General features: G+C 73.1%; 24 protein-coding genes. 4 read left to right on the top strand and 20 right to left on the bottom strand.

The window, feature by feature from the left end; all coding sequences use genetic code 11:
* Window positions 1–35: 35 nt before the first annotated feature.
* The 20 genes from ACFWGN_RS08495 to ACFWGN_RS08400 form a co-directional block, all read right to left on the bottom strand.
* Window positions 36–707 (bottom strand): HAD family hydrolase, encoded by a 672-nt coding sequence (locus ACFWGN_RS08495; RefSeq protein WP_377616492.1) that lies wholly within the window; start codon window positions 705–707, stop codon window positions 36–38.
* Window positions 704–3052 carry a primosomal protein N' gene (locus tag ACFWGN_RS08490; protein ID WP_377616491.1) on the bottom strand — a complete coding sequence of 783 codons (2349 nt, stop codon included), beginning with the start codon at window positions 3050–3052 and terminating at the stop codon, window positions 704–706. The genes ACFWGN_RS08495 and ACFWGN_RS08490 overlap by 4 nt, the downstream gene beginning before the upstream one ends.
* 52 nt (window positions 3053–3104) lie before the next feature.
* Complete coding sequence (metK, locus tag ACFWGN_RS08485) at window positions 3105–4313, bottom strand: methionine adenosyltransferase (protein ID WP_191802505.1); 1209 nt, start codon at window positions 4311–4313, stop codon at window positions 3105–3107.
* Window positions 4314–4378: 65 nt separating this feature from the next.
* Window positions 4379–5614: a bifunctional phosphopantothenoylcysteine decarboxylase/phosphopantothenate--cysteine ligase CoaBC gene (coaBC, locus tag ACFWGN_RS08480; protein WP_377616490.1), complete on the bottom strand. Its 1236-nt coding sequence runs from the start codon at window positions 5612–5614 to the stop codon at window positions 4379–4381.
* Window positions 5615–5681: 67 nt separating this feature from the next.
* A complete protein-coding gene (gene rpoZ, locus ACFWGN_RS08475) occupies window positions 5682–5954 on the bottom strand; it encodes a DNA-directed RNA polymerase subunit omega (protein ID WP_056651983.1) in 273 nt (90 codons plus the stop codon).
* 227 nt (window positions 5955–6181) lie between these two features.
* Window positions 6182–6796: a guanylate kinase gene (gmk, locus tag ACFWGN_RS08470; RefSeq protein WP_191802618.1), complete on the bottom strand. Its 615-nt coding sequence runs from the start codon at window positions 6794–6796 to the stop codon at window positions 6182–6184.
* A 1-nt stretch (window position 6797) separates the two neighbouring features.
* Window positions 6798–7109: an integration host factor, actinobacterial type gene (gene mihF, locus ACFWGN_RS08465; RefSeq protein WP_056651986.1), complete on the bottom strand. Its 312-nt coding sequence runs from the start codon at window positions 7107–7109 to the stop codon at window positions 6798–6800.
* 127 nt (window positions 7110–7236) lie between these two features.
* Entirely contained in the window at window positions 7237–8118 is an 882-nt protein-coding gene (locus tag ACFWGN_RS08460) for a tyrosine-protein phosphatase (RefSeq protein ID WP_377616489.1), read from the bottom strand.
* 127 nt (window positions 8119–8245) lie between these two features.
* A complete protein-coding gene (gene pyrF, locus ACFWGN_RS08455; RefSeq protein WP_318244447.1) occupies window positions 8246–9133 on the bottom strand; it encodes an orotidine-5'-phosphate decarboxylase in 888 nt (295 codons plus the stop codon).
* Window positions 9130–12477 (bottom strand): carbamoyl-phosphate synthase large subunit, encoded by a 3348-nt coding sequence (carB, locus tag ACFWGN_RS08450; RefSeq protein ID WP_377616488.1) that lies wholly within the window; start codon window positions 12475–12477, stop codon window positions 9130–9132. Before carB ends, pyrF begins: the two co-directional genes overlap by 4 nt.
* Window positions 12478–12480: 3 nt before the next feature.
* Window positions 12481–13740: a glutamine-hydrolyzing carbamoyl-phosphate synthase small subunit gene (gene carA, locus ACFWGN_RS08445; RefSeq protein WP_056651997.1), complete on the bottom strand. Its 1260-nt coding sequence runs from the start codon at window positions 13738–13740 to the stop codon at window positions 12481–12483.
* Entirely contained in the window at window positions 13737–14300 is a 564-nt protein-coding gene (locus tag ACFWGN_RS08440; RefSeq protein WP_377616487.1) for a hypothetical protein, read from the bottom strand. Before ACFWGN_RS08440 ends, carA begins: the two co-directional genes overlap by 4 nt.
* Window positions 14297–15643 carry a dihydroorotase gene (locus ACFWGN_RS08435; RefSeq protein WP_377616486.1) on the bottom strand — a complete coding sequence of 449 codons (1347 nt, stop codon included), beginning with the start codon at window positions 15641–15643 and terminating at the stop codon, window positions 14297–14299. Before ACFWGN_RS08435 ends, ACFWGN_RS08440 begins: the two co-directional genes overlap by 4 nt.
* Window positions 15640–16653: an aspartate carbamoyltransferase catalytic subunit gene (locus ACFWGN_RS08430; RefSeq protein ID WP_377616485.1), complete on the bottom strand. Its 1014-nt coding sequence runs from the start codon at window positions 16651–16653 to the stop codon at window positions 15640–15642. The genes ACFWGN_RS08435 and ACFWGN_RS08430 overlap by 4 nt, the downstream gene beginning before the upstream one ends.
* Window positions 16650–17315 carry a bifunctional pyr operon transcriptional regulator/uracil phosphoribosyltransferase PyrR gene (gene pyrR / locus ACFWGN_RS08425; RefSeq protein ID WP_377616484.1) on the bottom strand — a complete coding sequence of 222 codons (666 nt, stop codon included), beginning with the start codon at window positions 17313–17315 and terminating at the stop codon, window positions 16650–16652. The genes ACFWGN_RS08430 and pyrR overlap by 4 nt, the downstream gene beginning before the upstream one ends.
* 247 nt (window positions 17316–17562) lie before the next feature.
* Window positions 17563–17979 (bottom strand): transcription antitermination factor NusB, encoded by a 417-nt coding sequence (gene nusB, locus ACFWGN_RS08420; protein WP_056652009.1) that lies wholly within the window; start codon window positions 17977–17979, stop codon window positions 17563–17565.
* Between the two features lies 1 nt (window position 17980).
* A complete protein-coding gene (gene efp, locus ACFWGN_RS08415; RefSeq protein WP_056652011.1) occupies window positions 17981–18544 on the bottom strand; it encodes an elongation factor P in 564 nt (187 codons plus the stop codon).
* A 196-nt stretch (window positions 18545–18740) separates the two neighbouring features.
* Window positions 18741–19277 carry a hypothetical protein gene (locus ACFWGN_RS08410; protein WP_377616483.1) on the bottom strand — a complete coding sequence of 179 codons (537 nt, stop codon included), beginning with the start codon at window positions 19275–19277 and terminating at the stop codon, window positions 18741–18743.
* The gene (locus ACFWGN_RS08405) at window positions 19274–19888 is read right to left on the bottom strand and encodes a hypothetical protein (protein WP_377616482.1); all 615 of its coding nucleotides are present in this window, start codon (window positions 19886–19888) and stop codon (window positions 19274–19276) included. Before ACFWGN_RS08405 ends, ACFWGN_RS08410 begins: the two co-directional genes overlap by 4 nt.
* An 88-nt stretch (window positions 19889–19976) precedes the next feature.
* Entirely contained in the window at window positions 19977–20423 is a 447-nt protein-coding gene (locus tag ACFWGN_RS08400; protein ID WP_056652020.1) for a type II 3-dehydroquinate dehydratase, read from the bottom strand.
* Between the two features lie 376 nt (window positions 20424–20799).
* Between ACFWGN_RS08400 and ACFWGN_RS08395 the strand changes: the two genes are divergently transcribed.
* The 4 genes from ACFWGN_RS08395 (at window position 20800) to ACFWGN_RS08380 (ending at window position 24921) form a co-directional block, all read left to right on the top strand.
* Window positions 20800–21012 carry a peptidoglycan-binding protein gene (locus tag ACFWGN_RS08395; RefSeq protein ID WP_377616481.1) on the top strand — a complete coding sequence of 71 codons (213 nt, stop codon included), beginning with the start codon at window positions 20800–20802 and terminating at the stop codon, window positions 21010–21012.
* A 365-nt stretch (window positions 21013–21377) separates the two neighbouring features.
* Complete coding sequence (locus ACFWGN_RS08390) at window positions 21378–22844, top strand: MFS transporter (RefSeq protein ID WP_377616480.1); 1467 nt, start codon at window positions 21378–21380, stop codon at window positions 22842–22844.
* 47 nt (window positions 22845–22891) lie between these two features.
* The gene (locus ACFWGN_RS08385; RefSeq protein WP_377616479.1) at window positions 22892–24100 is read left to right on the top strand and encodes an alpha/beta hydrolase; all 1209 of its coding nucleotides are present in this window, start codon (window positions 22892–22894) and stop codon (window positions 24098–24100) included.
* Window positions 24097–24921 (top strand): glycerophosphodiester phosphodiesterase family protein, encoded by an 825-nt coding sequence (locus ACFWGN_RS08380; protein ID WP_377616478.1) that lies wholly within the window; start codon window positions 24097–24099, stop codon window positions 24919–24921. The genes ACFWGN_RS08385 and ACFWGN_RS08380 overlap by 4 nt, the downstream gene beginning before the upstream one ends.
* Window positions 24922–25012: the final 91 nt, after the last annotated feature.

Below are 25012 nucleotides of genomic sequence, written 5' to 3'. Positions count from 1 at the left end.
CATCACCGGCGGACCAGGACCGGGCAGAGCGCGGGTCAGGCCTCGGCGACCTGGACGCCGAGCTCTCGCAGCCTCGCCCGCAGCCCCTCGACGTGCTCGAAGCGCAGCGTCCGGAACCCCAGCGCACGGGCGGCCGTGACGTTCGCCACGGAGTCGTCGACGAAGAGCGTGCGCGCGGGGTCCAGGGCGAAGCGCTCGGTCGCGACCTCGAAGATGCGCGGGTCCGGCTTGACGAGCCCCACCCGGCCCGAGACCAGCACGTCCTCCATGAGCCCGACCGCCGGGGCCGCGGGCTCCGCCTCGTGGAACATCTCCGCGGACCAGTTCGTCAGCCCGTACTGCCGGACACCGAGCGTGCGCAGCTCGCGCACCACCTCCTCGGTGCCGGGCACGGGACCGACAAGGCTCGCTGCGAAGTTCTCGGTGTACACGTCGAGGGTCTGCACGTGCTCGGGGTGGTGCTCCGCGAGCTCGCGGCGGGCGTCGGCCCAGGACCGGCCCGCGTCCTGACGCGCGTTGAACGTGGGGAAGTCGACGGCCTCGAAGAAGGTCTCGACGTCGGCACGGGCCATGCGTCCCTCGTAGGCCGCGTACGGGTCCCACGTCACCAGGACGTTGCCGAAGTCGAAGAGCACGGTGTCGATCGCCGGGGCGGGCGCGCTCCCCTCGGGCGCGCCGCCCGGGGTCGTGGACGTGGTGGGGTTCACAGCATCTCCTTGGGGTCGAGCTGGACGCGTACGCTCCCACCTTCTCGCTTGGCAGAGCGCACCGCGAGAGAGGCCGAGAGCTCGCGGGCGAGCCTGCGGCCCTCACGCAGAGGGACACGCACGATGGTGCGCACGGGCGGCTGCAGCGAGGGATCACGCCCAGGACCGCCGCGTGCGGGGCGCCCTGCCCCCTCGGCGACCTCCACGGGCCCCAGCGTCGTCGAGGCGTCCGCGAGGCCCACCCGGGCCACGACCGCGTCCACGGCCTGCCGGTCCCCCGTGACGGCGGCGACCCGCACCGCGGGCGGCAGGTCGAGCTCGCGGCGCTCGGCCAGCTCACGGTCCGCGAACCCCGCCGGGTCCCAGCGCACCAGGGCGTTGGTGGGCCCCGGTGCCGCGTCGCCCACGAGCAGCACCTGCCCGCCCTCGCGGGCCGCGCGCACCAGGCCCGCGGCCGCGAGCCAGCGGTGCAGGGCGTCCTGGGCGACCGCGAGCCCCACGTGCGCGGTGCTCAGCGCGGCGTCGAGCAGCAGCGCGGCGGCGTAGCCGCCCTCGGCCACGGGCTCCGCGCCCGGGGTCGCCACGACCACGGCGGGACGCGGCCCGACGGCGGCGATCACCCCACCCGGGGCGCTCGCGCCCGAGACGCGCACCGCGACGCCCGGGAAGGCGCGGCCGAGCTCCTCGGCCGTGCGCCCCGACCCGACCCGCACCGAACGCAGGCCTGTCCAGTGGCACTCGTCGCACGACCACGCCCCGGCCAGGGCCCCGCACCACGCGCACTGCGGCGGCGCCCCGGGGCCAGGCAGCATGAGCGGCCCGTGGCACGTGCCGCAGTGCGCGGCCGTGCGGCAGCGGGCGCACGCCACGACGGGCATGTAGCCGGCACGCGGGACCTGGACCAGGACCGGCCCGGTGCCCAGGGCGTCCCGCACGGCCCGCCAGGCGGCGCTCGGCAGGCGCGCCGCGGCACCCGCGCCCTCGGACGCGAGCTCGACCGACGTCAGCGCCCGCACCCGCGGGGCCCGCGCACGCAGGACCTCACGCGGCGCGGCGACCTCCCGGGCCCAGCCCGACTCGAGCAGCGCCTGGGCCTGCACCGTGCGGCTCACCGAACCGAGCAGGAACGCGGCCCCCTCCAGCTCGCTGCGCAGCGCGAGGACCTCGCGCGCGTGCGGGTACGGCGAGCGCGGCTCGGCGAGCGTCTCCTCGCCGTCGTTCCAGCACACCACCAGCCCCAGGTCCTGCACGGGCGCGAACGCCGCGGCACGCGTGCCGATCACGATCGGAACCTCGCCGCGCAGCGCCGCGAGGAAGCTGCGGTAACGGGGCGAGGGCCCCTCGTCCGCGGTCAGCCGGACGAACTGCCCGTCCTGGCGCGCCGTGCGGGCCGTGTAGCCGGCGAGCTCGAGCGCCCGCGACATCTGGTCGACGTCCCGCGCGTCGGGCAGCACGACGAGCGCCCCGCGCCCGCCCGTCACGGTCGCGCGCACGGCCTCGGCCAGGGCCAGGGCCCAGTGCTGGACGGCCTGCGCCGGGTCCTCCTCGCCCGCCGGACGATCACGGGGGACGGGCACGCCGTCGGCCACGCGGCCCGGCAGCGCCGTCCAGACCGCGCGCGGGCCCGACCCGCCGACCAGGTGGCTCAGGAACGCGGCCCCGCCGCGATAGGGGGCCCACTCCGAGGGACGCGCCGGGCCGGAGGGCGCCGGTGCCGTGGGGGCGGTCGGTGCCACGGAGGGAGCGGAGCCCGAGGACACGGCGCTCCCCGGGGCGTCGGGGCCGGAGGACGCGCCCGGGGGGCTCGTGCGTTCCCCGTCGGGGACGCTCGGGTCCACCTGGGCGTCCGCGGTCGGCTGCTCGCTGCCCGACGGCGCCGCTTCCGCCCGCGCGTGACGCGGCGGGATCGCGAGACGCAGCACGTCCGAGAGCGTGCCCGCGTAGTGGTCGGCGACCGTGCGGCACAGCCGCGCGACCTGCGGGGTGAGCACCTGCTCGGGCGAGACGAGGCGCTTGAGCGGCACGAGACGACCGTCGTGGTCGCTGCGGTCCGCACGGGCCAGGACGAATCCGTCGACCTCCTGCGGGCCGAACCGCGCCTTGACCCGGACCCCCGGCCGAGCGTCCGCGGCCATCGAGGCGGGCACCAGGTAGTCGAACGTGCGGTCCAGGTGGTGCGGCGACAGGTCGAGGACCACGCGGGCGACCGGCTGGTCGCCCGCGATCTCCAGCGCGCCCACCGGACGCGCGGCCTTGCCCGCCCGCCGGGCGCGAGGGGCCGCCTCGGGAGCGGGGAGCAGCGTGAGCTGCTCCCCCGCGTCCTCGGCGGTGTCCTGGCTGGTCATCGCCCTATCTCAGCACGCGCCACCCACACCGGGGAAGCCGGTGCGACGCGGCTCAGACGGCGGCCTGGAGCGCGGCGACGCGGTCCGTGCGCTCCCACGTGAAGTCGGGCAGCTCGCGACCGAAGTGACCGTACGCAGCGGTCTGCGAGTAGATGGGACGAAGAAGGTCCAGGTCCGCGATGATCGCGGCCGGGCGCAGGTCGAAGACCTCGTCGATCGCGGCACGGATGCGCTCGACCGGGACCGTCTCGGTGCCGAACGTCTCGACGTACAGGCCCACGGGGTGCGCCTTGCCGATCGCGTAGGCGACCTGGACCTCGCAGCGGCGCGCGAGCCCGGCCGCGACGACGTTCTTGGCGACCCAGCGCGTGGCGTAGGCGGCCGAACGGTCGACCTTCGACGGGTCCTTGCCCGAGAAGGCGCCGCCGCCGTGCCGGGCCATGCCACCGTACGTGTCGACGATGATCTTGCGGCCCGTCAGCCCGGCATCGCCCTGGGGGCCGCCGATGACGAACTTGCCGGTCGGGTTCACGAGCAGGCGGAAGTCCGCGACGTCCAGGTCCAGCCCGGCGACGACCGGGGCCACGACGAGCTCGGCGACCTGGGCGCGCAGCGTCTCCTGCAGCACGTCCTCGTCGTGCTGGGTCGAGAGCACCACGGTGTCGAGGCGGACGGCACGGTCCCCGTCGTAGCCGATGGTCACCTGCGTCTTGCCGTCGGGGCGCAGGCCCGGCAGAGACCCGTCCTTGCGGACCAGCGCGAGGCGCTCGGCCAGGCGGTGCGCGAGGAAGATCGGCAGGGGCAGGAGCGTGGGGGTCTCGTCGCTCGCGTAGCCGAACATCAGGCCCTGGTCGCCGGCGCCCTGGGCGTCGAGCGGGTCACGCGAGATGCTCGGGCCCGAGGAGTCGTCTCGCTCCTCCAGGCTCTTGTCGACGCCCTGCGCGATGTCCGGGGACTGCTGGCCGATCGAGACCGACACGCCGCACGAGTCGCCGTCGAAGCCGATCGCGGAGGACGTGTACCCGATGCCCTTGACGACGTCGCGGATGATCTGCGGGATCTCGACGTACGCGTTGGTCGTCACCTCCCCCGCGACGTGGACCAGGCCCGTGGTGACCATGGTCTCGACCGCGACGCGCGAGGTGGGGTCCTGCTCGAGGAGCGCATCGAGGATCGCGTCGGAGATCTGGTCACAGACCTTGTCCGGGTGGCCTTCCGTCACGGACTCGGACGTGAACAGGCGCAGGTCGTCAGAACTCATGGGATCCAGCGTACTGTCCCGCTAGGTGATACGCGGCATCCGACCACTGAGACGTGAAGGAGATCTCAGTCCGTGGTCGCGGCGAGCGGCGGCGAGAGCTTGAGGACCGCGTCCCACACCGCGTCCGCGACCTCGCGCTTGGACCCGGCGGCCTGGGCGACGGTCTCGCCCTGCGCGTCGACGATCGTGACCTCGTTGGTGTCCGTACCGAACCCTCGCCCGCCACCGACGGGGTTGATCACCAGCAGGTCGGCACCCTTGCGGCGCGCCTTGGCGCGGCCGTGGTGCAGGACGTCGCCGGTGTCGTCGCCAGTCTCGGCGGCGAACCCGACCACGACCTGCCCGGGGCGCAGGCGTTCGCGTGCCAGCTCGGCCAGGATGTCCGGGTTCTCGACGAGCTCGATGGGCGCGGGCCCCTGGCCCGGCACCTTCTTGATCTTGGCCCTCGGGGTCCGGGCCGGACGGAAGTCCGCGACCGCGGCGGTCATGACCACCACGTCGGCGTCAGGCGCGACCGCGCGGACAGCGTCCCGCAGCTCGGCCGTGGACCCCACGCGCACGACGTCCGCGATCCCGTCGAGCGGCTCGGTCAGGTTCGCCCCGACGAGGGTCACATCCGCTCCACGGTCCTGGGCGGCGCGCGCGAGCGCGATCCCCTGGCGTCCGCTCGAGTGGTTCCCGATGAAGCGCACCGGGTCGATCGGTTCGCGCGTTCCGCCCGCCGAGACCACCACGCGCAGCCCGGCCAGGTCCTGCGGAGCCCCGCCGGTGCCCGCCCGACCGGCGACCTCGAGCGCGACGCGGGCGATGTCCTCGGGCTCGGGCAGGCGCCCGGGGCCCGTGTCCTTGCCCGTGAGCCGGCCGCTGGCCGGCTCGATCACGTGGACGCCGCGCGAGCGCAGGGTCGCGACGTTGGCCACGGTCGCCGGGTGCTGCCACATCTCGGTGTGCATGGCCGGAGCCATGACCACGGGGCAGTGCACGGTCAGGAGGGTCGAGGTGAGGAGGTCGTCGGCGCGGCCCGCGGCCGCGCGCGCGAGGAGGTCCGCCGTGGCGGGGGCGACGATCACCAGGTCCGCGCCCTGGCCGAGCGCGACGTGCGCGACCTGCGGGACGTCGTCGAACACCTCGGTGCTGACCTTCTCGCCCGACAGCGCCTCGAACGTGGGCGCACCCACGAAGCGCAGGGCGGAGGCGGTGGGGACGACTCGTACCCGGTGCCCCTGCTCACGCAGGAGACGCAGCAGGAGGACGGCCTTGTAGGCCGCCACTCCCCCGCTGACACCCAGCAGGATCCTCATCGGTACGAGCCCTCCCTCGCGCCCACGCCTCGCACAGAACGTCCGTCCGCCCGGAGGCGGTCGACGATCAGGGAGCCGGGACGTCCACGGTCTCGATGGTGAGCAGGCCCTGGTTGATCTCGCGCATCGCGATCGACAGCGGCTTCTCCTGGTTGCGGGTCTCGACGAGCGGGCCCACGTTCTCCAGCAGGCCCTCGTTGAGCTGGGAGTAGTACGCGTTGATCTGGCGCGCACGCTTGGCGGCGTAGATCACGAGCGCGTACTTGGAGTCGGCGCGCTCCAGCAGCTTGTCGATGGGCGGGTCGGTGATGCCCTCGGGGGCGGCGATGGTTCCGGACACAGTCTCACTCCGTGAGTCAGGGGGACCTGCGACGGTCTGTCAGGGCCGGTGCAGGATGGATGGTTCAGGTACGACGTGCGGACCTTGTACAGCTGGGTCGATCACGAGGTTGCGCGCGCTCAGCACGCACGCGCCTGACGACCAGTCTACTGGGCAGGCACAAATCCTCCCGAGGGACCGATCGCCCTGCCCCGACGGGGCAGGCTCGGGCGTTGGCGCGGGTCGCCTCAGGCGACGGGCGTCAGGCCCATGGCCTCGACGAGCGCGTCGGTCGCCCGGTGCACCTCGTCGTTGACGATCACGACGTCGAACTCGGGCTCTGCGGCCAGCTCGACGCGTGCGGTCGCCAGGCGGCGCTCACGTTCCTCGGGTCCCTCCGTGCCACGGCCCACGAGGCGCCGCTCGAGCTCCTCCCAGCTGGGCGGGGCCAGGAACACGAACCGTGCCTCCGGCATGGAGGCACGGACCTGGCGCGCGCCCTGGAGGTCGATCTCCAGCAGGGCGGGCACGCCCGCCGCCAGCTTCTCCTCGACCGGGCGACGCGGGGTGCCGTACCGGTTGCGTCCGTGCACCACGGCCCACTCGAGCATCTCGCCCTCGGCGACCAGGCGGTCGAACTCCTCGGCCGAGATGAAGTGGTAGTGGACGCCGTCCACCTCGCCCGGGCGCGCCTCGCGGGTCGTCGCGGACACGGACAGCCACACCTGCGGGTAGCGGGCGCGGATGTCCGCGGACACCGTCCCCTTCCCGACGGCGGTCGGGCCCGCCAGGACGGTCAGGCGGGCAGGGTGCTGTGGTGCGGCGGGTGACGAGGCAACCGGCGCAGCGGGTGAAGCGGAAATGTCAGCCAAACCTCTCGATGAGCGCCGCGGACTGGTGGGGGCCCAGCCCGCGGACGCGACGCGTCTCGGCGATCCCGATCTCTTCCATGATCGCCCGGGCCTTCACCTTACCTACGCCGGGGAGCGACTCCAGCAGCGCGACGACGCGCAGCTTGCCGATCACGTCGTCGGTGCGCCCCTGCTCGATCACCTCGGCGAGGGAGCCCTGGGAGTACTTCAACCGGTTCTTGACCTCGGCGCGCGCTCGGCGCGCCTCGGCCGCCTTCTCGAGATTGGCCGCGCGCTGCTCGGGGGTCAGGGATGGTAGTGCCACGCAAGTCACCTACTTGTCCTCAGACGGATGGGCCCACACGTGCACCGGGGCCGCCGACCGGATCACGAGCCCCGGTGGCGACCTCGACACCTTCGAAACTAGTCACACCTGGCAGGTCAGGCAACGCTCACACGCCCTGAGCAGCGAACTTCCTGACGATCTTCTCCCTGGTCGCAGGCCCGACGCCGCACGCCTCGAGGTACCCGTCGATGCTCCCGAACTCCTTCTCGGCCGGCTCCCACGCGCCCAGGAGGTACTCCGGCTCGACGCCCAGCAGGGGCGTCAGGGCCTCCTTGTCCAGCCCGGGGATCGGGGGGATCACGGCCGCGATCCCGTCGACCGCGGCCCCGCTCGCGAGGTACTCGGCGAGCCGGTCCTCGTCGCTCACGCCGCAGACGTACTGGACGAGCGCGACGATCCACCCGGTACGGTCCTTGCCCGCCGAGCAGTGCACGACGACCGCCCCGTCCGCGTCCGCGACGTCCTGGAGAGCCTCCCCCACGGTCCGGCGGATCCCCGGGTCCGTGACGAACGTCGCATAGACGCCGTGCATCATGGCGCGGGCCAGTGCCTGGGGGTCCTTCGACCCGATCAGCTGGGCGATCATGGCCGCGGTGTCGGCCGAGCGCTCCTCACCGTCGGACGCGCCGTCCGCGCCACCGGTCCCCGCGTCCGAGCCGCGCAACGCGTGCCCGACGCCGGCGCCCGGGTCCATCCGCCGAGGCACCACGCGCGTGGTCGCCGGGACGACGTCCTGCCCGTCGCGCTCGACCTCGTCCTCACCACGCAGGTCCAGGTCGACGGTCACCCCGAGGGCCTCGAGAGCCGCGACGCCCTCGGGGGTCAGGCGGGACAGGCCGGCGGTGCGCAGCAGCACCCCGGTGCGCAACGGCTCGGTGGCGCCGACGGGCACGGCGCGCCCGCCCACGTCGCGGGCGTTCCAGGTCCCGGGGATGTCGAGGGCCCCGGGGTCGTCCGTCCGGGCGTCTGCAGCGAGGGAGGAAGTCATGGGGCGAGTCTTTCAGGTGGCGTCAAGAGCCGCCGCACGGCACCTCACGTGCCGCCGCACGCCCGAGGGGGCGCCCACCGGGATCGGTGGGCGCCCCCTCGGACGTGCGCGAGCGTGCCGCAGGCCTTCAGCCGCGCAGCGCCTCGGCTGCCTCGCGCGAAGCGGCTCGGGCGGCCTCGAGGAGCGAGGCCGCGTCGGGTCCTGCCGCGAGCACGCCGCGCGAGGACGACGCGAGCACCTGGCGGCGGGCGTCGCCGAACACCGCGGCGAGCTCGGTAGCCCCCGCACCCTGTGCCCCGACGCCAGGAGCCAGCAGCGGACCGTTGACGGCAGGCAGGTCCACCCCGGTGTTGCGAGCCGCGTCACCGATGGTCGCGCCCACGACCAGGCCGATCGAACCGAGCGGGTCGGCGCCCTCGTTGAGAGCCGCGGCCTCCGCCGCGATGCGCGCGGCGACCGAGCGGACGTCGGCCCCGGCCCCCGTGCGGGCGTGCTGGACCTGCGCGCCCTCCGGGTTGGACGTCAGGCACAGCACGAACAGCCCGCGCCCCGACTCGAGCGCGGCCTCCACCGCAGGGGTCAGCGAGCCGAACCCGAGGTACGGCGAGACGGTCAGGGCGTCGCCGGCGAGCGGCGAGCCGTCGCGCAGGTAGGCGTCCGCGTATCCCGCCATGGTCGAACCGATGTCGCCACGCTTGGCATCGACGATCGTCAGCGTCCCGGAGGGCCCCGCGGCCGCCGCGGCGGCCAGGACCTCCTCGAGAGCCGCGACCCCGCGCGAGCCGTGGCGCTCGAACAGCGCCGACTGCGGCTTGAGCGCGGCGACGTGCCCGCCCAGGGCCTCCACGACCCGCAGGCCGAACTCACGGACTCCCGTGGCGTCGTCGGGCAGGCCCCACGCTGCGAGCAGACCCGGGTGCGGGTCGATACCCACGCACAGCGGCCCGTGGGAGTCCATGGCCGCGGCGAGCCGCTCCCCGAAGGGCCGGCGCGCCCCGGTCACCGCGGCGCTCACGCGTCCGCCGCTGCGTGACGCTCGGCCGTGGCCGCCATGTGCTCCTGCAGGCTCCACACGTCGAACGGACCCGCGAGCACGGCCTCGATGCCCTGGACCGCTGCAGCGAGCTGCTGGGTCGTCGTGACGATCGGCTTGTCCGCGGCGGTCGTGGCAGCGCGGATCTCGTAGCCGTCGGCGCGCGCGCCCTGGCCCGACGGCGTGTTGATGACCATGTCGACCTTGCCCTCGGTGATGAGGTCGACGATCGTCGGCTCACCGTCCGCGCCGCGGCCCGAGGAGAACTTGCGCACGATCGTGGCCGGGATGCCGTTGCGGCGCAGGACGCCCGCGGTGCCCTGGGTCGCGAGGATCTCGAAGCCCAGCTCCGTGAGGCGCTTGATCGGGAAGACGATCGAGCGCTTGTCGCGGTCGGCGACCGACACGAAGACCGAGCCCTTGGTCGGCAGGCCGCCGAACGCCGCCGCCTGGGACTTGGCGAACGCACGCGGGAAGTCGCGGTCGAATCCCATGACCTCGCCCGTCGAGCGCATCTCCGGGCCCAGGACCGTGTCGACCACGATGCCGTCGGTCGTGCGGAACCGCTTGAACGGCAGCACGGCCTCCTTGACCGCGATGGGGGCGTCGAGGTCGAGCGTGCCGCCGTCGCTCTCGGCGGGCAGGACGCCGCTCGCGCGCAGGTCCGCGATGGTCTCGCCCACCATGACGCGGGCCGCGGCCTTGGCCAGGGACACGCCCGTGGCCTTGGAGACGAACGGGACCGTGCGCGAGGCGCGCGGGTTGGCCTCCAGGACGTACAGGACGTCCGAGACCAGCGCGTACTGCACGTTGAGCAGGCCGCGCACGCCCACGCCCTTGGCGATGGCCTCGGTCGAGCGACGGATGCGCTCGATCTCGGCCTCGCTCAGCGAGACGGGGGGCAGCACGCAGGCCGAGTCGCCCGAGTGGATGCCGGCCTCCTCGATGTGCTCCATGACGCCGCCGAGGTACATCTCGGTGCCGTCGTAGAGCGCGTCGACGTCGATCTCCATCGCGTCGTCGAGGAAGCGGTCGATGAGCAGCGGCGCGGGCAGCGAGCCCGTCGTCGTCCGGTCGTCCGTGGCTGCGGCGTGCAGCGCACGCTCGACGTAGCCCGTGAGCTGCTCAGCCGAGTAGACGATCTCCATGCCGCGCCCGCCGAGCACGTAGGAGGGACGCACGAGCACCGGGTAGCCGATGCCCTCGGCGATCTCCTGGGCCTCGGCCAGGGACGTCGCCGTGCCGAACGCCGGGGCCGGCAGGCCCGCCTCGGCCAGGACGCGGCCGAACACACCGCGGTCCTCCGCTGCGTCGATCGCCTCGGGCGAGGTGCCCAGGATCGGCAGGCCCGCGTCGGCCAGGCGCTGCGCGAGGCTCAGCGGGGTCTGGCCGCCGAGCTGGACGATGATGCCCGCGACCGGGCCGGCCGCGAGCTCGGCCTGGTAGACCTCCAGGACGTCCTCGAACGTGAGCGGCTCGAAGTACAGGCGGTCCGAGGTGTCGTAGTCCGTCGAGACGGTCTCCGGGTTGCAGTTGACCATGACGGTCTCGTACTCGTCCTTGAGCGCGAGGGTCGCGTGCACGCACGAGTAGTCGAACTCGATGCCCTGACCGATGCGGTTGGGGCCCGAGCCCAGGATGAGGACCGCGGGACGCTCGCGCGGGGCGACCTCGGACTCGAGGTCGTACGACGAGTAGTGGTACGGCGTCTTGGCCGCGAACTCGGCCGCGCACGTGTCGACCGTCTTGTAGACCGGGCGCACGTCGAGCGCGTAGCGGACCTCGCGGACCGTCGACTCCCCCGCCGCTCCCATGCCGCGCAGCTTCGCGATCTGCGGGTCCGACAGGCCGTGGCGCTTGGCCTCGAGCAGCACGTCGCGCGTGAGCGCGTCGGCCGAGGCGACCGACTCGGCGACCTCGTTGACGAGCTGGATCTGGTCCAGGAACCACGGGTCGATCTTGGTGGCCTCGAAGACCTGCTCGAGGCTCGCGCCGGCGCGCAGCGCCTGCTGGGTCGCGACCAGGCGGCCCTCGGTCGGGCGCGCGATCTCCACCAGGAGCTCGTCGAGCGCCTCGCCCGAGACGGGCTCGCCGTCCCAGTGGAAGACCGAGCCGGCCTTGTCGATCGAGCGCATGGCCTTGCCGAGCGCCTCGGTGAAGTTGCGGCCCATGGCCATGGCCTCGCCGACCGACTTCATGGTGGTCGAGAGCGTCGGGTCCGCGGCCGGGAACTTCTCGAACGCGAAGCGCGGGACCTTGACCACGACGTAGTCGAGCGTGGGCTCGAACGACGCGGGCGTGACCTGCGTGATGTCGTTGGGGATCTCGTCGAGCGTGTAGCCCACCGCGAGCTTCGCGGCGATCTTCGCGATCGGGAAGCCCGTGGCCTTGGACGCCAGCGCCGAGGAGCGCGAGACGCGCGGGTTCATCTCGATGACGATGATGCGGCCCGTGTCGGGGTGCACCGCGTACTGGATGTTGCAGCCACCCGTGTCGACGCCGACCTCGCGGATGACCGCGATGCCGATGTCGCGCAGCTTCTGGAACTCGCGGTCCGTGAGCGTGAGCGCCGGGGCGACCGTGACCGAGTCGCCCGTGTGCACGCCGACCGGGTCCACGTTCTCGATCGAGCACACGACGACCACGTTGTCCGCGGTGTCGCGCATGAGCTCGAGCTCGTACTCCTTCCAGCCGAGGATCGACTCCTCGAGGAGCACCTCGGTCGTGGGCGAGTAGTGCAGGCCCTGGCCCACGATGCGGCGCAGGTCCTGCTCGTCGTAGGCGATGCCCGAGCCGAGCCCGCCCATGGTGAAGGACGGGCGCACGACCATGGGGTAGCCGAGCGAGTCGGCGGCCGCGATGGCCTCGTCGATCGTGTGGATGATCTCCGAGCGGGCGCTCTCGCCGCCGCACTTCTCGACGACCTCCTTGAACTGCTGGCGGTCCTCGCCCTTCTCGATCGCGGCGATGTTCGCCCCGATGAGCTCGACGTCGTACTGCGCGAGGACGCCGGCCTCGTCGAGCGCGATCGCGGCGTTGAGGGCCGTCTGGCCGCCGAGGGTCGCGAGGAGCGCGTCGGGGCGCTCCTTGGCGATGATGGTCGTCAGGACCTCGGTCGTGATGGGCTCGACGTAGGTCGCGTCGGCGAACTCGGGGTCCGTCATGATCGTGGCGGGGTTCGAGTTGACGAGGATGACCCGCAGGCCCTCCTCCTTCAGGACGCGGCAGGCCTGCGTGCCCGAGTAGTCGAACTCGCACGCCTGGCCGATGACGATCGGCCCGGAGCCGATCACCAGGACGCTGGAGATGTCAGTTCTGCGAGGCACGGCTCAGATCTCACTTTCGGAGGACGGGGTGACCGGGGCGGCGTTCGTCGCGGAGCCGGAGGCCCCTGCGGAGTCGCGCATCAGGTCGAGGAAGCGGTCGAAGAGGTAGGCGGCGTCGTGCGGGCCCGCGGCGGCCTCGGGGTGGTACTGCACCGAGAAGGCCGGGCGGTCGAGGCATGCGAGCCCCTCGACGACCTGGTCGTTGAGACCGATGTGCGAGACGACGACGCGGCCGTAGCGGCCGCCGTCGTGCGGGGCGACCGACTCCCCGTCGCGCGGGGCGTCGACGGCGAAGCCGTGGTTGTGCGCCGTGACCTCGACCTTGCCCGTGGTGCGGTCGAGCACGGGCTGGTTGATGCCGCGGTGGCCGTAGCCCAGCTTGTAGGTGCCGTAGCCGAGCGCGCGGCCCAGGATCTGGTTGCCGAAGCAGATGCCGAAGTACGGGATGCCGCGGTCGAGGACCGCGCGCAGCAGCTCGACCTCGGTCGTCGCCGCGCCCGGGTCGCCCGGGCCGTTCGAGAAGAACACGCCGTCGGGCGCGAGCGCGACGATCTGGTCGATCGTGGTCGTGCTCGGCACGACGTGCACCCGCACGCCGCGCTCGGCGAGGCGCTGGGGAGTCATGGCCTTGATGCCCAGGTCGACCGCGACGACCGTCGCGACCGGCTCCTGACCGGCGTGCTCGCCCGAGGGCTCGACGACGTACGCCTCGGGCGTGCTGACCTCGCGGGCCAGGTCTGCGCCCGTCATGGCCGGGGCCGAGCGGACGAGCTCGACGAGCTCCTCCGTGGGACGCGGGTAGCCGCCGCGACGCAGGTCCTCGCCCGAGAAGATGCCCGCACGCATGGTGCCGAGCTCGCGCAGGTGGCGCGTGAGCGCACGCGTGTCGATCGAGCTGATGCCCACGACGCCCTGCGCCGCGAGGTCCTCGTCGAGCGAGCGCGTCGCGCGCCAGTTCGAGGCACGGCGCGCGGGGTCGCGCACCACGTAGCCGCTGACCCAGATGCGGGTCGACTCGGCGTCCTCGTCGTTGACTCCCGTGTTCCCGATGTGGGGGGCCGTCATGACGACGATCTGGCGGTGGTAGGACGGGTCGGTCAGCGTCTCCTGGTAGCCGGTCATGCCGGTGTTGAAGACGATCTCGCCGAACGTCGTGCCGCGGGCCCCGTAGGCCAGGCCCGTCAGGGTCGTGCCGTCCTCGAGGACCAGGACCGCGGTCCGGTCGTCGGCCTGGGCGTCCGTGCTGGGGGTCGAGATGCTCACTGCTGCGGCTCCTTCGAGTCGTCGTTCGGTGCGCTGTCGGCGGCGGGAAGAAGCTCGCGGACTGCGTTCAGGAGGGTGGCACGGTCGGCGGTCTGCTGGGTCCGCAGTCCAGTATCCAAGCGGGTGGCGGGCGCGCCGCCGGCGGCCGGGACGGTCCAGGTCAGCACGACCAGGCCGTCCTTGCCGACGTACTTGCCCGCCATCCCGGGGGCCAGCGAGACGGCCTCGAGGGCGCTCGCGGCCAGGAAGAGGTCGGGGGCGCCCTGGCGTGCGACCAGGACCCCGGTGCGGTGCACCGTCACGGTCGCGTTCGACCGGAAGCCGAGGCGGTGCGCCCCGACGCGGGCGAGCCAGTCCCCCGCGAGCGTGCTGGACACGTAGACCGCGGTCACGGGGCCGGCCAGGACCTCGCCCAGGTCGCCCTCGGGGACGGCCGGCGGGGCGGGGACGGTCTGGGCCGTGCGGGTCGTCAGTCGCTTGAGGCCCACGAAGACGACCGTGAGCAGCACGAGGCCGATGACGACCCAGATGCCGACCGCGACGGGAAGGGGGAGGTTCATGCGCGCACCTCCGCGACCTGCTCGACGGGAGCGCCGGCCAGGACCGTCGCACGCCCGCGCAGGAAGGTCGCGACGACCCGTCCCGGCAGCTCGTATCCCTGGAAGGGCGTGTTGGTGCTCGCGGTGGCCTGCGCCGAGCCGTCGACCACGCGCCGGGCGGCCGGGTCGACCAGGACCACGTTGGCGGGCTCGCCGACCTCGAGAGGGCGACCCTGCGCCGTCGGGCCCTCGTCGATGCGGCCGATGCGCGCGGGCGCGGACGACAGGACGCGCGCCACGTCAGCCCAGGACATGCGGCCCGAGTCGACCATGGTCTCCTGCACGACGCTCAGGGCCGTCTCGAGGCCCGTCATGCCGAACGCCGCCGCGGCCCACTCGCAGTCCTTGTCCTCACGCGTGTGCGGGGCGTGGTCGGTCGCGACGATGTCGATCGTCCCGTCGGCCAGGCCCTGGCGCACCGCCTCGACGTCCGCGGCGGTCCGCAGCGGCGGGTTGACCTTGAACGTCGGGTCGTAGTCGCGCGCGAGCTCGTCCGTGAGGATGAGGTGGTGCGGGGTGACCTCGGCCGTCACGTCGATGCCGCGGCCCTTGGCCCAGCGGATGATCTCGACCGAGCCCGCCGTGGACAGGTGGCACACGTGCAGGCGCGAGCCCACGTGCTCGGCCAGCAGCACGTCGCGGGCGATGATCGCCTCCTCGGCGACCGCGGGCCAGCCCGCGAGACCGAGCTCGGCCGACACGACGCCCTCGTTCATCTGGGCGCCCTCCGTGAGGCGCGGCTCCTGCGCGTGCTGGGCCACGACGCCGTCGAACGCCTTGACGTACTCGAGGGCGCGGCGCATGAGGATGGGATCCCAGACGCACTTGCCGTCGTCCGAGAAGACCCGCACGCGGGCGGCCGAGTCGGCCATGGCGCCGATCTCGGCGAGGTGGTGGCCCTCGAGGCCCACGCTGACCGCGCCGACCGGGTGGACGTCGACCCAGCCCGCGTCGCGCCCGATGCGCCACACCTGCTCGACGACGCCCGCGGTGTCCGCGACCGGGGTCGTGTTGGCCATGGCGTGCACGGCCGTGAAGCCGCCCACGGCCGCAGCGCGCGTGCCCGAGACGATGGTCTCGGCGTCCTCGCGGCCCGGCTCGCGCAGGTGCGTGTGCAGGTCGACGAGGCCGGGCAGGGCGACGAGGCCGGTCGCGTCGACGACGGTCTCGTCGTCCGTGACGGGGCTGTTCGCCGCGCGGACCTCGGTGATGACGCCGCCGGCCAGGACCAGGTCGACCGGGTCGGCGCCCAGGGGCGCCACGCCCTGCAGGACGTAGGTGGGGTTCGTGGTCTGCTCGCTCATTCGAGTCCAGCCCTTTCCGTGGAAGCGTCGCCCGCGAGGAGCAGGTAGAGGACGGCCATGCGCACCGCGACCCCGTTGGCGACCTGCTCGACGATCACCGCGCGCGGTGAGTCGGCAGCCTCGGCCGAGATCTCCAGGCCACGGTTCATGGGGCCGGGGTGCATGACGATGGTGTGGTCGGGCAGGAGCGCCAGGCGGCGCCCGTCGAGCCCGAAGTTGCGCGTGTACTCGAGCGGGTTCGGGAAGAACGCTCCCCCGCCTGCTCCCGAGCCGCTCATGCGCTCGCGCTGGACGCGGAGCATCATCACGGCATCAGGGGCGGCCTCCGCGAGGACCTCGTCGAGGTGGTAGGAGACGTCGCACGGCCAGGTCTCGACGCCCACGGGCACGAGCGTGGGCGGAGCCACCAGGGTGACCTTCGCGCCGAGCGTGTGCAGCAGGTGGACGTTGGAGCGGGCCACGCGCGAGTGCAGCACATCGCCGACGATCGCGACACGCAGGCCCGCGAGGTCCTGGCCGGAGGGGTCACCGGTGATCGAGGCGCCCGCGGCGCCTCGCCCGACCAGGTGGCGGCGCATGGTGAAAGCGTCGAGCAGCGCCTGCGTGGGGTGCTGGTGCATCCCGTCGCCCGCGTTGACGACCGCCGAGTCGACCCAGCCCGCGTGCGCGAGCGTGTGCGGGGCGCCCGAGGCCTGGTGGCGGATCACGACCGCGTCAGCACCCATGGCCTGCAGGGTCAGGGCCGTGTCCTTGAGCGACTCGCCCTTGGAGACGCTCGACCCCTTGGCCGAGAAGTTGATGACGTCGGCCGACAGGCGCTTGGCCGCGGTCTCGAACGAGATCCGGGTGCGCGTGGAGTCCTCGAAGAACAGGTTGACGACCGTGCGGCCGCGCAGCGTCGGGAGCTTCTTGATCTCGCGCGACTGCGTCGCGGCCATCTGGGCGGCCGTGTCGAGGATGCGGATCGCGTCGGCGCGCGAGAGGTCCGCGGTGGACAGCAGGTGCTTCATCGGGTGCCCTCGCTGGACGTGGTGGGCCGCTGGCTGATGAGGACCGCGTCGGTCATGGGCGCGCTCGTGGCGGCGTCCTCACCGACGGGCCCGTCGGTCTCGACGAGGCGCACGCTCACCCGCTCGGAGAGCGACGTGGGCAGGTTCTTGCCCACGTAGTCGGGGCGGATCGGCAGCTCGCGGTGCCCGCGGTCGACCAGCGCCGCGAGCTGGACGGCGCGGGGCCGGCCGATGTCGCTGATCGCGTCGAGCGCCGCACGGATGGTGCGACCGGAGAACAGCACGTCGTCGACGAGCACGACGACCTTGCCGTCGATCCCCGAAGCGGGCAGGTGGGTGGCGCCGATGGTGCGCACCGGGTGCTTGTGGAGGTCGTCGCGGTACATGGTCACGTCGAGCTCGCCCACGATGCTCGCGGTGTCGAGGCCCGGCTCGATCGTCGCGAGGCGCTCGGCGAGACGCACGGCCAGGGGGACGCCCCGGGTGGGGATGCCCAGGAGGACCACGTCGTGCGCGCCCTTGTTGCGCTCGACGATCTCGTGGGCGATGCGGGTCAGCGCCCGCGCGATCTCGGTCTCACCGAGAACGGTGGTCACACCGGCCGAGGGAGCCTCGGGGGTGACGGGTGGAACGGAAGATGGTACGGCAGGCCCAGAACTCATTCTGGTGACCCCCTTCCCCGCCTCACTGGACGGGCCTTAAAGGAAATCTGACCCTTTCACCCTACCGCCCGACCGGGGCGTGCCCCGGCGCTTCTCACGGGGTGGGCAGGCGTCGTTCGTCACAGTGCGACCGCATCGTCGGCGCGGCCCGGACGCGCAGACGCCGGCCCCGCCACGAGGGCGGGACCGGCGTCCTGGGGCACGTCGTGCCACCGAGGTGGCGTGAGGCGCAGCCGCTCGACCTGGCTCAGGCCAGGATCGTCGGCTTCATCTCCTCGATGCGGGCCAGCAGGCCGTTGACGAAGCTCGGCGAGTCGTCCGTCGAGAGCTCACGGGCGAGGTCGACGGCCTCGTCGATCGCGACGGCGTCGGGGACGTCGTCGTTGTAGAGGATCTCCCAGCTGCCGATGCGCAGGAGCGCGCGGTCGACCGCGGGCATGCGCTCGAGGGTCCAACCGTGCGAGTAGGTCTCGAGCAGCTCGTCGATCCGCTCGCGGTGCGCCAGGACTCCCTCGACGAGGTCCACGGTGTACTGCGGCAGGGGCGTCTGGCTGCCCGAGTCTACGATCCGGTCGGCGAGGAGGGTCTGCGGGTCCAGCTGGCGCTGCTCGGCCTCGAAGAGGACGTCGAGCGCGCGCTTGCGTGCCTTGGTTCGTGCACCCACGTCAGTCGTTCACGCGCCCCAGGTAGGAGCCGTCGCGGGTGTCGACCTTGACCTTGGTGCCCTGCTCGAGGAACAGCGGGACCTGGATCTGCGCGCCGGTCTCGAGCGTCGCGGGCTTGGTGCCGCCCGTGGAGCGGTCGCCCTGCAGGCCCGGCTCGGTGTAGGTGATCTCGAGGACGACCGACGGGGGCAGCTCGACGTAGAGCGGCACGCCCTCGTTGGTCGCGACGAGCGCGCTCTGGCTCTCGAGCATGTAGTCCGCGGCGTCGCCGACGGTCGCGGCGGGGACCGTGATCTGGTCGTACGTGGACGTGTCCATGAAGACGAAGTCCTCGCCGTCCTTGTACAGGTACTGCATGTCGCGCTTGTCGACGTTCGCGGTCTCGATCTTGAGGCCGGCGTTGAAGGTCTTGTCGACGGTCTTGCCGGACAGGACGTTCTTCATCTTGGTGCGAACGAAGGCGCCACCCTTGCCGGGCTTGACGTGCTGGAACTCGATGATCGTCCACAGCTGGCCGTCGAGCTTGAGCACGGTGCCGTTCTTGATGTCGTTGGTCGTCGCCACGTTCGGTCTTCCTGTCGCGTTGTCATGGGGCTGCCGTCGGGGTGTCTCGCGGTGGGAGCCACGTGCGATCCACTGATGCGCACACGTTCGGGTGCGCGCCCTGGCGGTAGCGGGCCTCTCCTGGCGGGCTCCCCGCGCCGACAGCAGCGTTCGAGCGCTGCGGCGTTCCCGGGGGCCGCGAAAGGCCCGGTCCAGTCTACCGGAGGAGACCAAGGATCGCTGCGCCGAGGATTCCGGTCGCTCCGGCCCAGATCATCGAGGCCAGGGTGCCGATCATGAAGCGCTCGGCTGCGACGGGGTGGTCGCGCAGCTCGGGGTAGCGTCCCAGGCCCTTGATCGCGACCACGAACGCGACCCCCGCGGGGTACCCGGCGAGCAGGCAGCCCGTGATCGCGAGGCGCTCGAGGATCCCGATCCAGGTGCCGCCGCGCAGGGTCTGGACGGCTTCCTCGCCGAGGGGCCCACCAGGGTCCGACGGCGCCGCTGCGGCTGCCGGGTCCGGCGCGGCGGGCGCAGGGGGCGGCGCCGCAGGGGTCCCTGCGGCCGGAGCGACGTGGCCGGGCGGCGGGGGCACCGGCCCTGGGTCCCGGGCGGGAGGTGTCTCCCCCTCGATCTCGGAGCGGCGCGCCGCGGCCCGCAGCACCCACGGCGTGACGAGCATGCCGCCCAGCACGCTGAGCACGAGGGTCGCGACCACGACCCCCGCCACGGCCATCCCTGATGCGAAGCTCACGCGTCTGCCTCCTGCAGGAGTCTCGTGACGACCGGCCGGACGGCCGCTTCCTCGGACCACAGGCTCGCACGCAGGCGTTGGCTCACGGCCTGCTCGCTGATCCCGAGGTCCCGGGCCGCATCCTTCTGGGTGCCACCCACACGCGCGAGCGCGTCGACAGCCTCCCACCCCGCAGGGGTGCGGCGCGCGCCGACCGCGAGCAGGAGGCGCAGGAGCGCCTCGACCTCCCCGGCCGCCGCGGGATCTGGCCCTTCGACCGCCAACGGGACGGGGTTGCCGCGGGTCTTGGCCCGCTCGACCGCGGCGCGGGCGTGCACGAACGCCGACCCGGAGGCCTCCCGGGAGGCCCGGGGCAGACGCCCGTCCGGCCCTGGCGGCACCTGACCGATGCCGAGGCCCGTGCTCCAGCCCCCCCACCTGCCCAGGGCGAGCACGACCTCCACGACGAGCGCGGCGTCGTCGAGCACGGCCTGGACCTCGTCGCCGACCGTCCGGTCGAACGCGATGACGACCCCCGCGCGCTCCTCGTAGGGCGCGAGGCGGTCGAGCAGCTCCGGCACGAGGTCTCCCCGGCGGGTGCTGGCTCTCTGGTCCACGGTCAGGACGAACATCCCTCCACGGTAGACCCTTGATCCACTCATATCAAGGCCTGGCGCTTGATTCCGTCAGATCAAGCCCCGTTGCTTGAGCGGGAGAGATCTAGGCCGCGAGGCGCGACACGATCGCCAGGACCGCCAGCCGGTACGAGTCGAACCCGAACCCGGCCACGGTGCCCGTCGCCACCCCGCCGATGACCGAGTTGTGCCGGAACTCCTCGCGCGCCGCCGGGTTGCTCAGGTGCACCTCGACGAGCAGCAGGCCCGCCTTGGTCACCTGCGCCGCCGCGTCCCGCAGCGCGTACGAGTAGTGCGTGAACGCCGCGGGGTTGAGCACCACGTGCGCACCGTCGTCGACCGCGCCGTGCAGCCAGCCGACCAGCTCGGACTCGTCGTCCGTCTGACGCACCTGGACCTCGAGGTCGTTCTCCGCGCCCCAGCGCTCCCCCGCCGCGACCAGGTCGGCATAGGACGCCGCCCCGTAGACGTCGGGCTCGCGGACGCCCAGGCGACCGAGGTTGGGACCGTTGAGGATGAGGACACGAGTCATGCGCAGAGCCTAGCGGGGCGGGCGGCTTCCCCGGGGTGGCCGTCCAGGCGGTCGAGAGACCGGTCCACCAGAAGGAGCCTCACGACCGTCCACGCGAGCCACGATCCGCCGGTTGCGAGCCGCGGTGGATCCATTTATCGTCGACGCGACACCGATGTCGACTTATGGGGGATTTATGCGACTCGCACGAAGAGCAACGTCTATCGCACTGGCGACAAGTCTGCTGATGGCGGCTGGAGCCGCATTCGCCTCGTCCGCTTCCGCCGCGTACCCGACATGCAACACGGTCGGCATTCGCAACGGCATCGCGATCCCCTACGCCTCCGCGGCTGGAACGTACACCTGCAACCTCTGGCAGGGGCATTCAGGAGGTGCGGTGAGCGTGCTGCAAGAGACGCTCAACGAGTGCAACGGGGCTTCCTTGGCGGTCGACGGAGCTTTCGGACCCGCCACCCGTTCGGCGCTGGTGAAGTTCCAGCAGGGTCGAGGCCTGGTGGCTGACGGCATCTACGGCCCCGCGACACGCAACGCACTGAAGTGGGTCTTCTGGAGCAACGGGATTCCTCGCCCTTCCTGCCATTCGTACTAGTGCGCACGAGGGGGCGTGTCCCGTTCGAGCAGTGAAGCGCGCGGGAGCGTGACGAGCGGCCAGCCACCAGGAGCACGAATCGGGCTCCTGGTGGCTGAGCGGAATGCCGATGCCGGTTGAAGAGATCGGCGGATCGCCCCGTCGTTGCGCTGCCCGCCGTGACGACGACGCCCAGCGGCCGCACGTGCCCGTCGACCGCGGCATGGATCCTGGTCGTCAGACTGCCGTGCGAACGTCCGGGGCCATGCCCGGCAGGCTCATGGTCGCCGCCGGGCGCGCAGTGGATGAACCCTCGGGTGTCGGTGTGTGATTCGATGCCGCCCACCGTTCACCATCGCGCCCGCCGGACGGTCTACGATGCGCGCGTGCCAGATCACCAGAACGTGACCCCCACCACACCCGGCCACGGGCCCGGCAGCGGCCTCGCCCCCGCCCCGGACGCTGCCTCCCGCGCCGTCGGCAGACGCCAGGTCCTCGCCTGGTCGCTGTGGGACTGGGGCTCGGCCGCGTTCAACGCCGTCGTCACGACGTTCGTCTTCACGCGCTGGATCACGAGCGACGCGTTCGTCGAGGCGGGCGCCGCCGACCCCGACGCCGTCATGGCCGACCACACGGCCTGGCTCGGATGGGGCCTGACGATCGCCGGCGCGCTCATCGCGCTGCTCGCCCCCGCGCTCGGTGCGCTCGCGGACGCCTCGGGCCGGCGCAAGGTCTGGCTCGGCGTCAACACCGCCGCGACCGTCGCGGCCATGGTCGCCATGTTCTTCGTGCAGCCGACCCCCGGTTCGTTGTCCGACGCCGTGATCCTGGGCATCGTGCTGCTCTCGGCGGGCAACGTCTTCTTCGAGCTGGCCTCGGTCGCGTACAACGCCCTGCTGCTCGACATCTCCACACCGCGCACGATCGGGCGCATCAGCGGCATCGGCTGGGGCGCCGGGTACGTCGGCGGAATCGTGCTGCTGCTCGTGCTCTTCGTGGGCTTCATCAACCCCGAGGTCGGCTGGTTCGGCATCACGAGCGAGGGCGGCATGGACATCCGCGTGAGCGTCCTGCTCTCAGCCGTGTGGTTCGCGGCGTTCGCGATCCCCGTGCTCCTGGCCGTCCCGGAGACGCCGCGCCCGGGCGGTGCCGCACCCATCGGTGTCGTGGGCGCGTACCGCAAGCTCGGGCGCGACCTGGTCCACCTGTGGCGCACGCGTCGTTCGACCCTCGGGTACCTCGTCGCGAGCGCGGTCTACCGCGACGGCCTCGCGGGCGTCTTCACGTTCGGCGCCGTGATCGCCTCGGGCACGTTCGGGTTCAGCGCGAGCGAGGTCATCGTGTTCGCGATCGCCGCGAACGTCGTCGCGGGACTCTCGACGATCGCGGCCGGCTGGCTCGACGACAAGATCGGCCCACGTCGCGTGATCCTGGGCTCGCTCGTGGGTCTCGTGATCTCCGGCACGGCCGTCTTCGTCCAGCACGACGGCGGCGCGAACGTCTTCTGGGTCTGGGGCCTGCTGCTGTGCGCGTTCGTCGGCCCGGCCCAGTCCGCGAGCCGCGCCCTGCTGGGCCGCATCAGCGACGAGGGCCGGGAGGCCGAGGCGTTCGGCCTGTACGCGACCACGGGCCGCGCCGCGAGCTTCCTCGCCCCGATGGCGTTCGCGACCATGGTCGCCGTGTCCGGCCAGCAGTTCTGGGGCATCCTGGGGATCGTGGCCGTGATCCTCGTCGGGCTCGTGCTCATGCTGTTCGTGCGCTTCCCGGCCGGCGACGGCGTTGACGGCGGCAAGGACCTCGTGACGGCGTCCGCGGGCGCCCCAGGGTCGTCGAGCACCGAGGACCGGCGATGACCACGAGCCACCGATGACGAAGGGCCAGCGATGACCGAGGACGAGCCATGACAGAGCCCCTCGCGACGACGGACGAGCAGGACCGTCGCGGGAATGCCGGGGCGGTCGTCCGGCTCGCCTGGCGACCCGACCACCTGCTGGCCGGGTTCGAGGCCGCGACCCTCGCCACGGGCGGCCCGCCGCCCGGCGCGCGCGCAGGGCTGCTGTCGCTCGTCCCGACGCTCTCCGCCCGGGCCGCGAGCGCCCTGGGGGGCGCCGAACGTTCGACGGTGCGCGACGCCGACGCCGACGCGGACCCGGATCCGTTGGTCGCTGCCGAGCCCGGCCCCCCGCCGGTCGCGACGCTCGTGCGCCGCGTGCCCGTCGGGGCGGGGGCCGCCGGTGGCCTGCGGGGTGTCTTCCTGCACGTGCACGGCTACAACGACTACTTCTTCCAGGACCACCTGGCCCGCGCGGTCGAGGACGCGGGCTACGCGTTCTTCGCCGTGGACCTGAGGGCCGCGGGGCGTTCGCTGCGGCCTGGGCAGGTGCCGCACTTCGTCGAGGACCTGCGGGAGCCCGCCACGGACCTGTCGGTCGCGGTCGCCGCGGTCCGCGGGCTGCACCCCGGTCTGCCCGTGGCGGTCCACGCGCACTCGACGGGTGGGCTGGTGGCGCCCCTGTGGGCGCACGCGCACCGTCGGCAGCGTCTGGTCGACGCGCTCGTGCTGGACTCGCCGTTCCTCGACCTCAACTCGAGCTGGCTGAACCGGACGATCGCGACCAGGGTGCTCGACGCCGTCGGGCCGTGGTCTCCCCTCGCGGTGCTCAGCGCCGCCCCCTCGGCGTACGCGACGCACCTGCTCGCGGCGAACGGGGGCCGGTGGGAGTTCGACCCGACGCTCAAGCGGCCCGACGGCGTGCCCGTGCGTGCCGGTTGGCTGCGGGCCGTGCGCCAGGGGCAGGCGAGGTTCGCCCGCGGGCTCGACGTCGCGTGCCCCGTGCTCGTGGCCCGCTCGGCGACCTCGGGACCTGACGACCTGGCGAACCCCCTGCTCGACGAGCAGGACACGGTCCTGGACGTCGAGCAGATCGCGCGCCTGGCCCCGCGAGCGGGTCCCGACGTGACGATCCGTTCGATCGAGGGCGGGGTGCACGACCTGACGCTGTCCGCGGACGGCCCGCGCGAGGCCTACCTGTCGTCGATGCTGACCTGGCTCGACGACCGGCTGGGTCACCTGGGTCGCAGCGGGCGCCGTCCGGGCCCGTCCCGATGAGCCGCACCGACCGGCGCGGCGGTCGCCCCGGTGCCTGGCGTCACCCCTACCTCGACTCGCCCACGGGGTTCGTCGCTCTCGCGCACCGTGGGTTCTCGCTCGACGGGCTCGAGAACTCGCTCGCGGCGTTCGCCGCGGCCCGCGATCTGGGGTTCGGGTACGTCGAGACCGACGCGCACGCGACGTCCGACGGCGTCGCGGTCGCGCTGCACGACGCGGCCCTGGACCGCACGACCGACGGCACGGGGACGGTCGCGGACCTGCCCTGGACCCGGGTGCGCGGCGCGCGGATCGGGGGCGTCGAGCCGGTCCCCCTGCTGGAGGACGTCCTGGGGACGTGGCCGGACCTGCGGGTCAACATCGACGTCAAGGCGGACTCCGCCGTCGGGCCGGTGGCGGCGGCGATCGAACGCACGCGGGCGCACGAGCGCGTGTGCGTCGCCTCGTTCTCCCCGGCCCGCAGGCGACGGACGGTCGAGCGCCTGACCCGGCCCGTGGCGACCTCGACGGGCACGAGCGAGGTCGCGACGTTCCTGCTCGCGGCCCGGGCCGGGGCCCCGCGGGCACCGTTCGGGTCGCTCGCGTCCTGGGCGCTGCGCGGCGCCGACTGCCTGCAGGTGCCCGAGCGCCAGGGACCGCTGACGGTCGTGGACGCCCGGACGGTCGCGGCCGCGCACGCCGCGGGCCGTCAGGTGCACGTGTGGACGATCAACGACCCTCTCGAGATGGGGCGGCTGGTCGACCTGGGGGTCGACGGGATCGTGACGGACCGCGCGGACCTGCTGCGCGAGGTCCTCCTCGCGGGGGGGCGGTGGGCCTGAGGCCCGCCCTGAGCGAGCCGCGTCCGGGACGGCGCACGGCCCGTCCCCACCGGTGGGGACGGGCCGTGGGCGCGTCGCGGCGGCCCTCACG

The organism is Oerskovia sp. NPDC060338 (genome assembly GCF_042726295.1).
GTDB classification, from domain to species: Bacteria; Actinomycetota; Actinomycetes; order Actinomycetales; family Cellulomonadaceae; genus Oerskovia; species Oerskovia merdavium.
The sequence above is the reverse complement of the archived record's forward strand: the minus strand, read 5'-3'. Positions and strand labels throughout refer to the sequence as shown.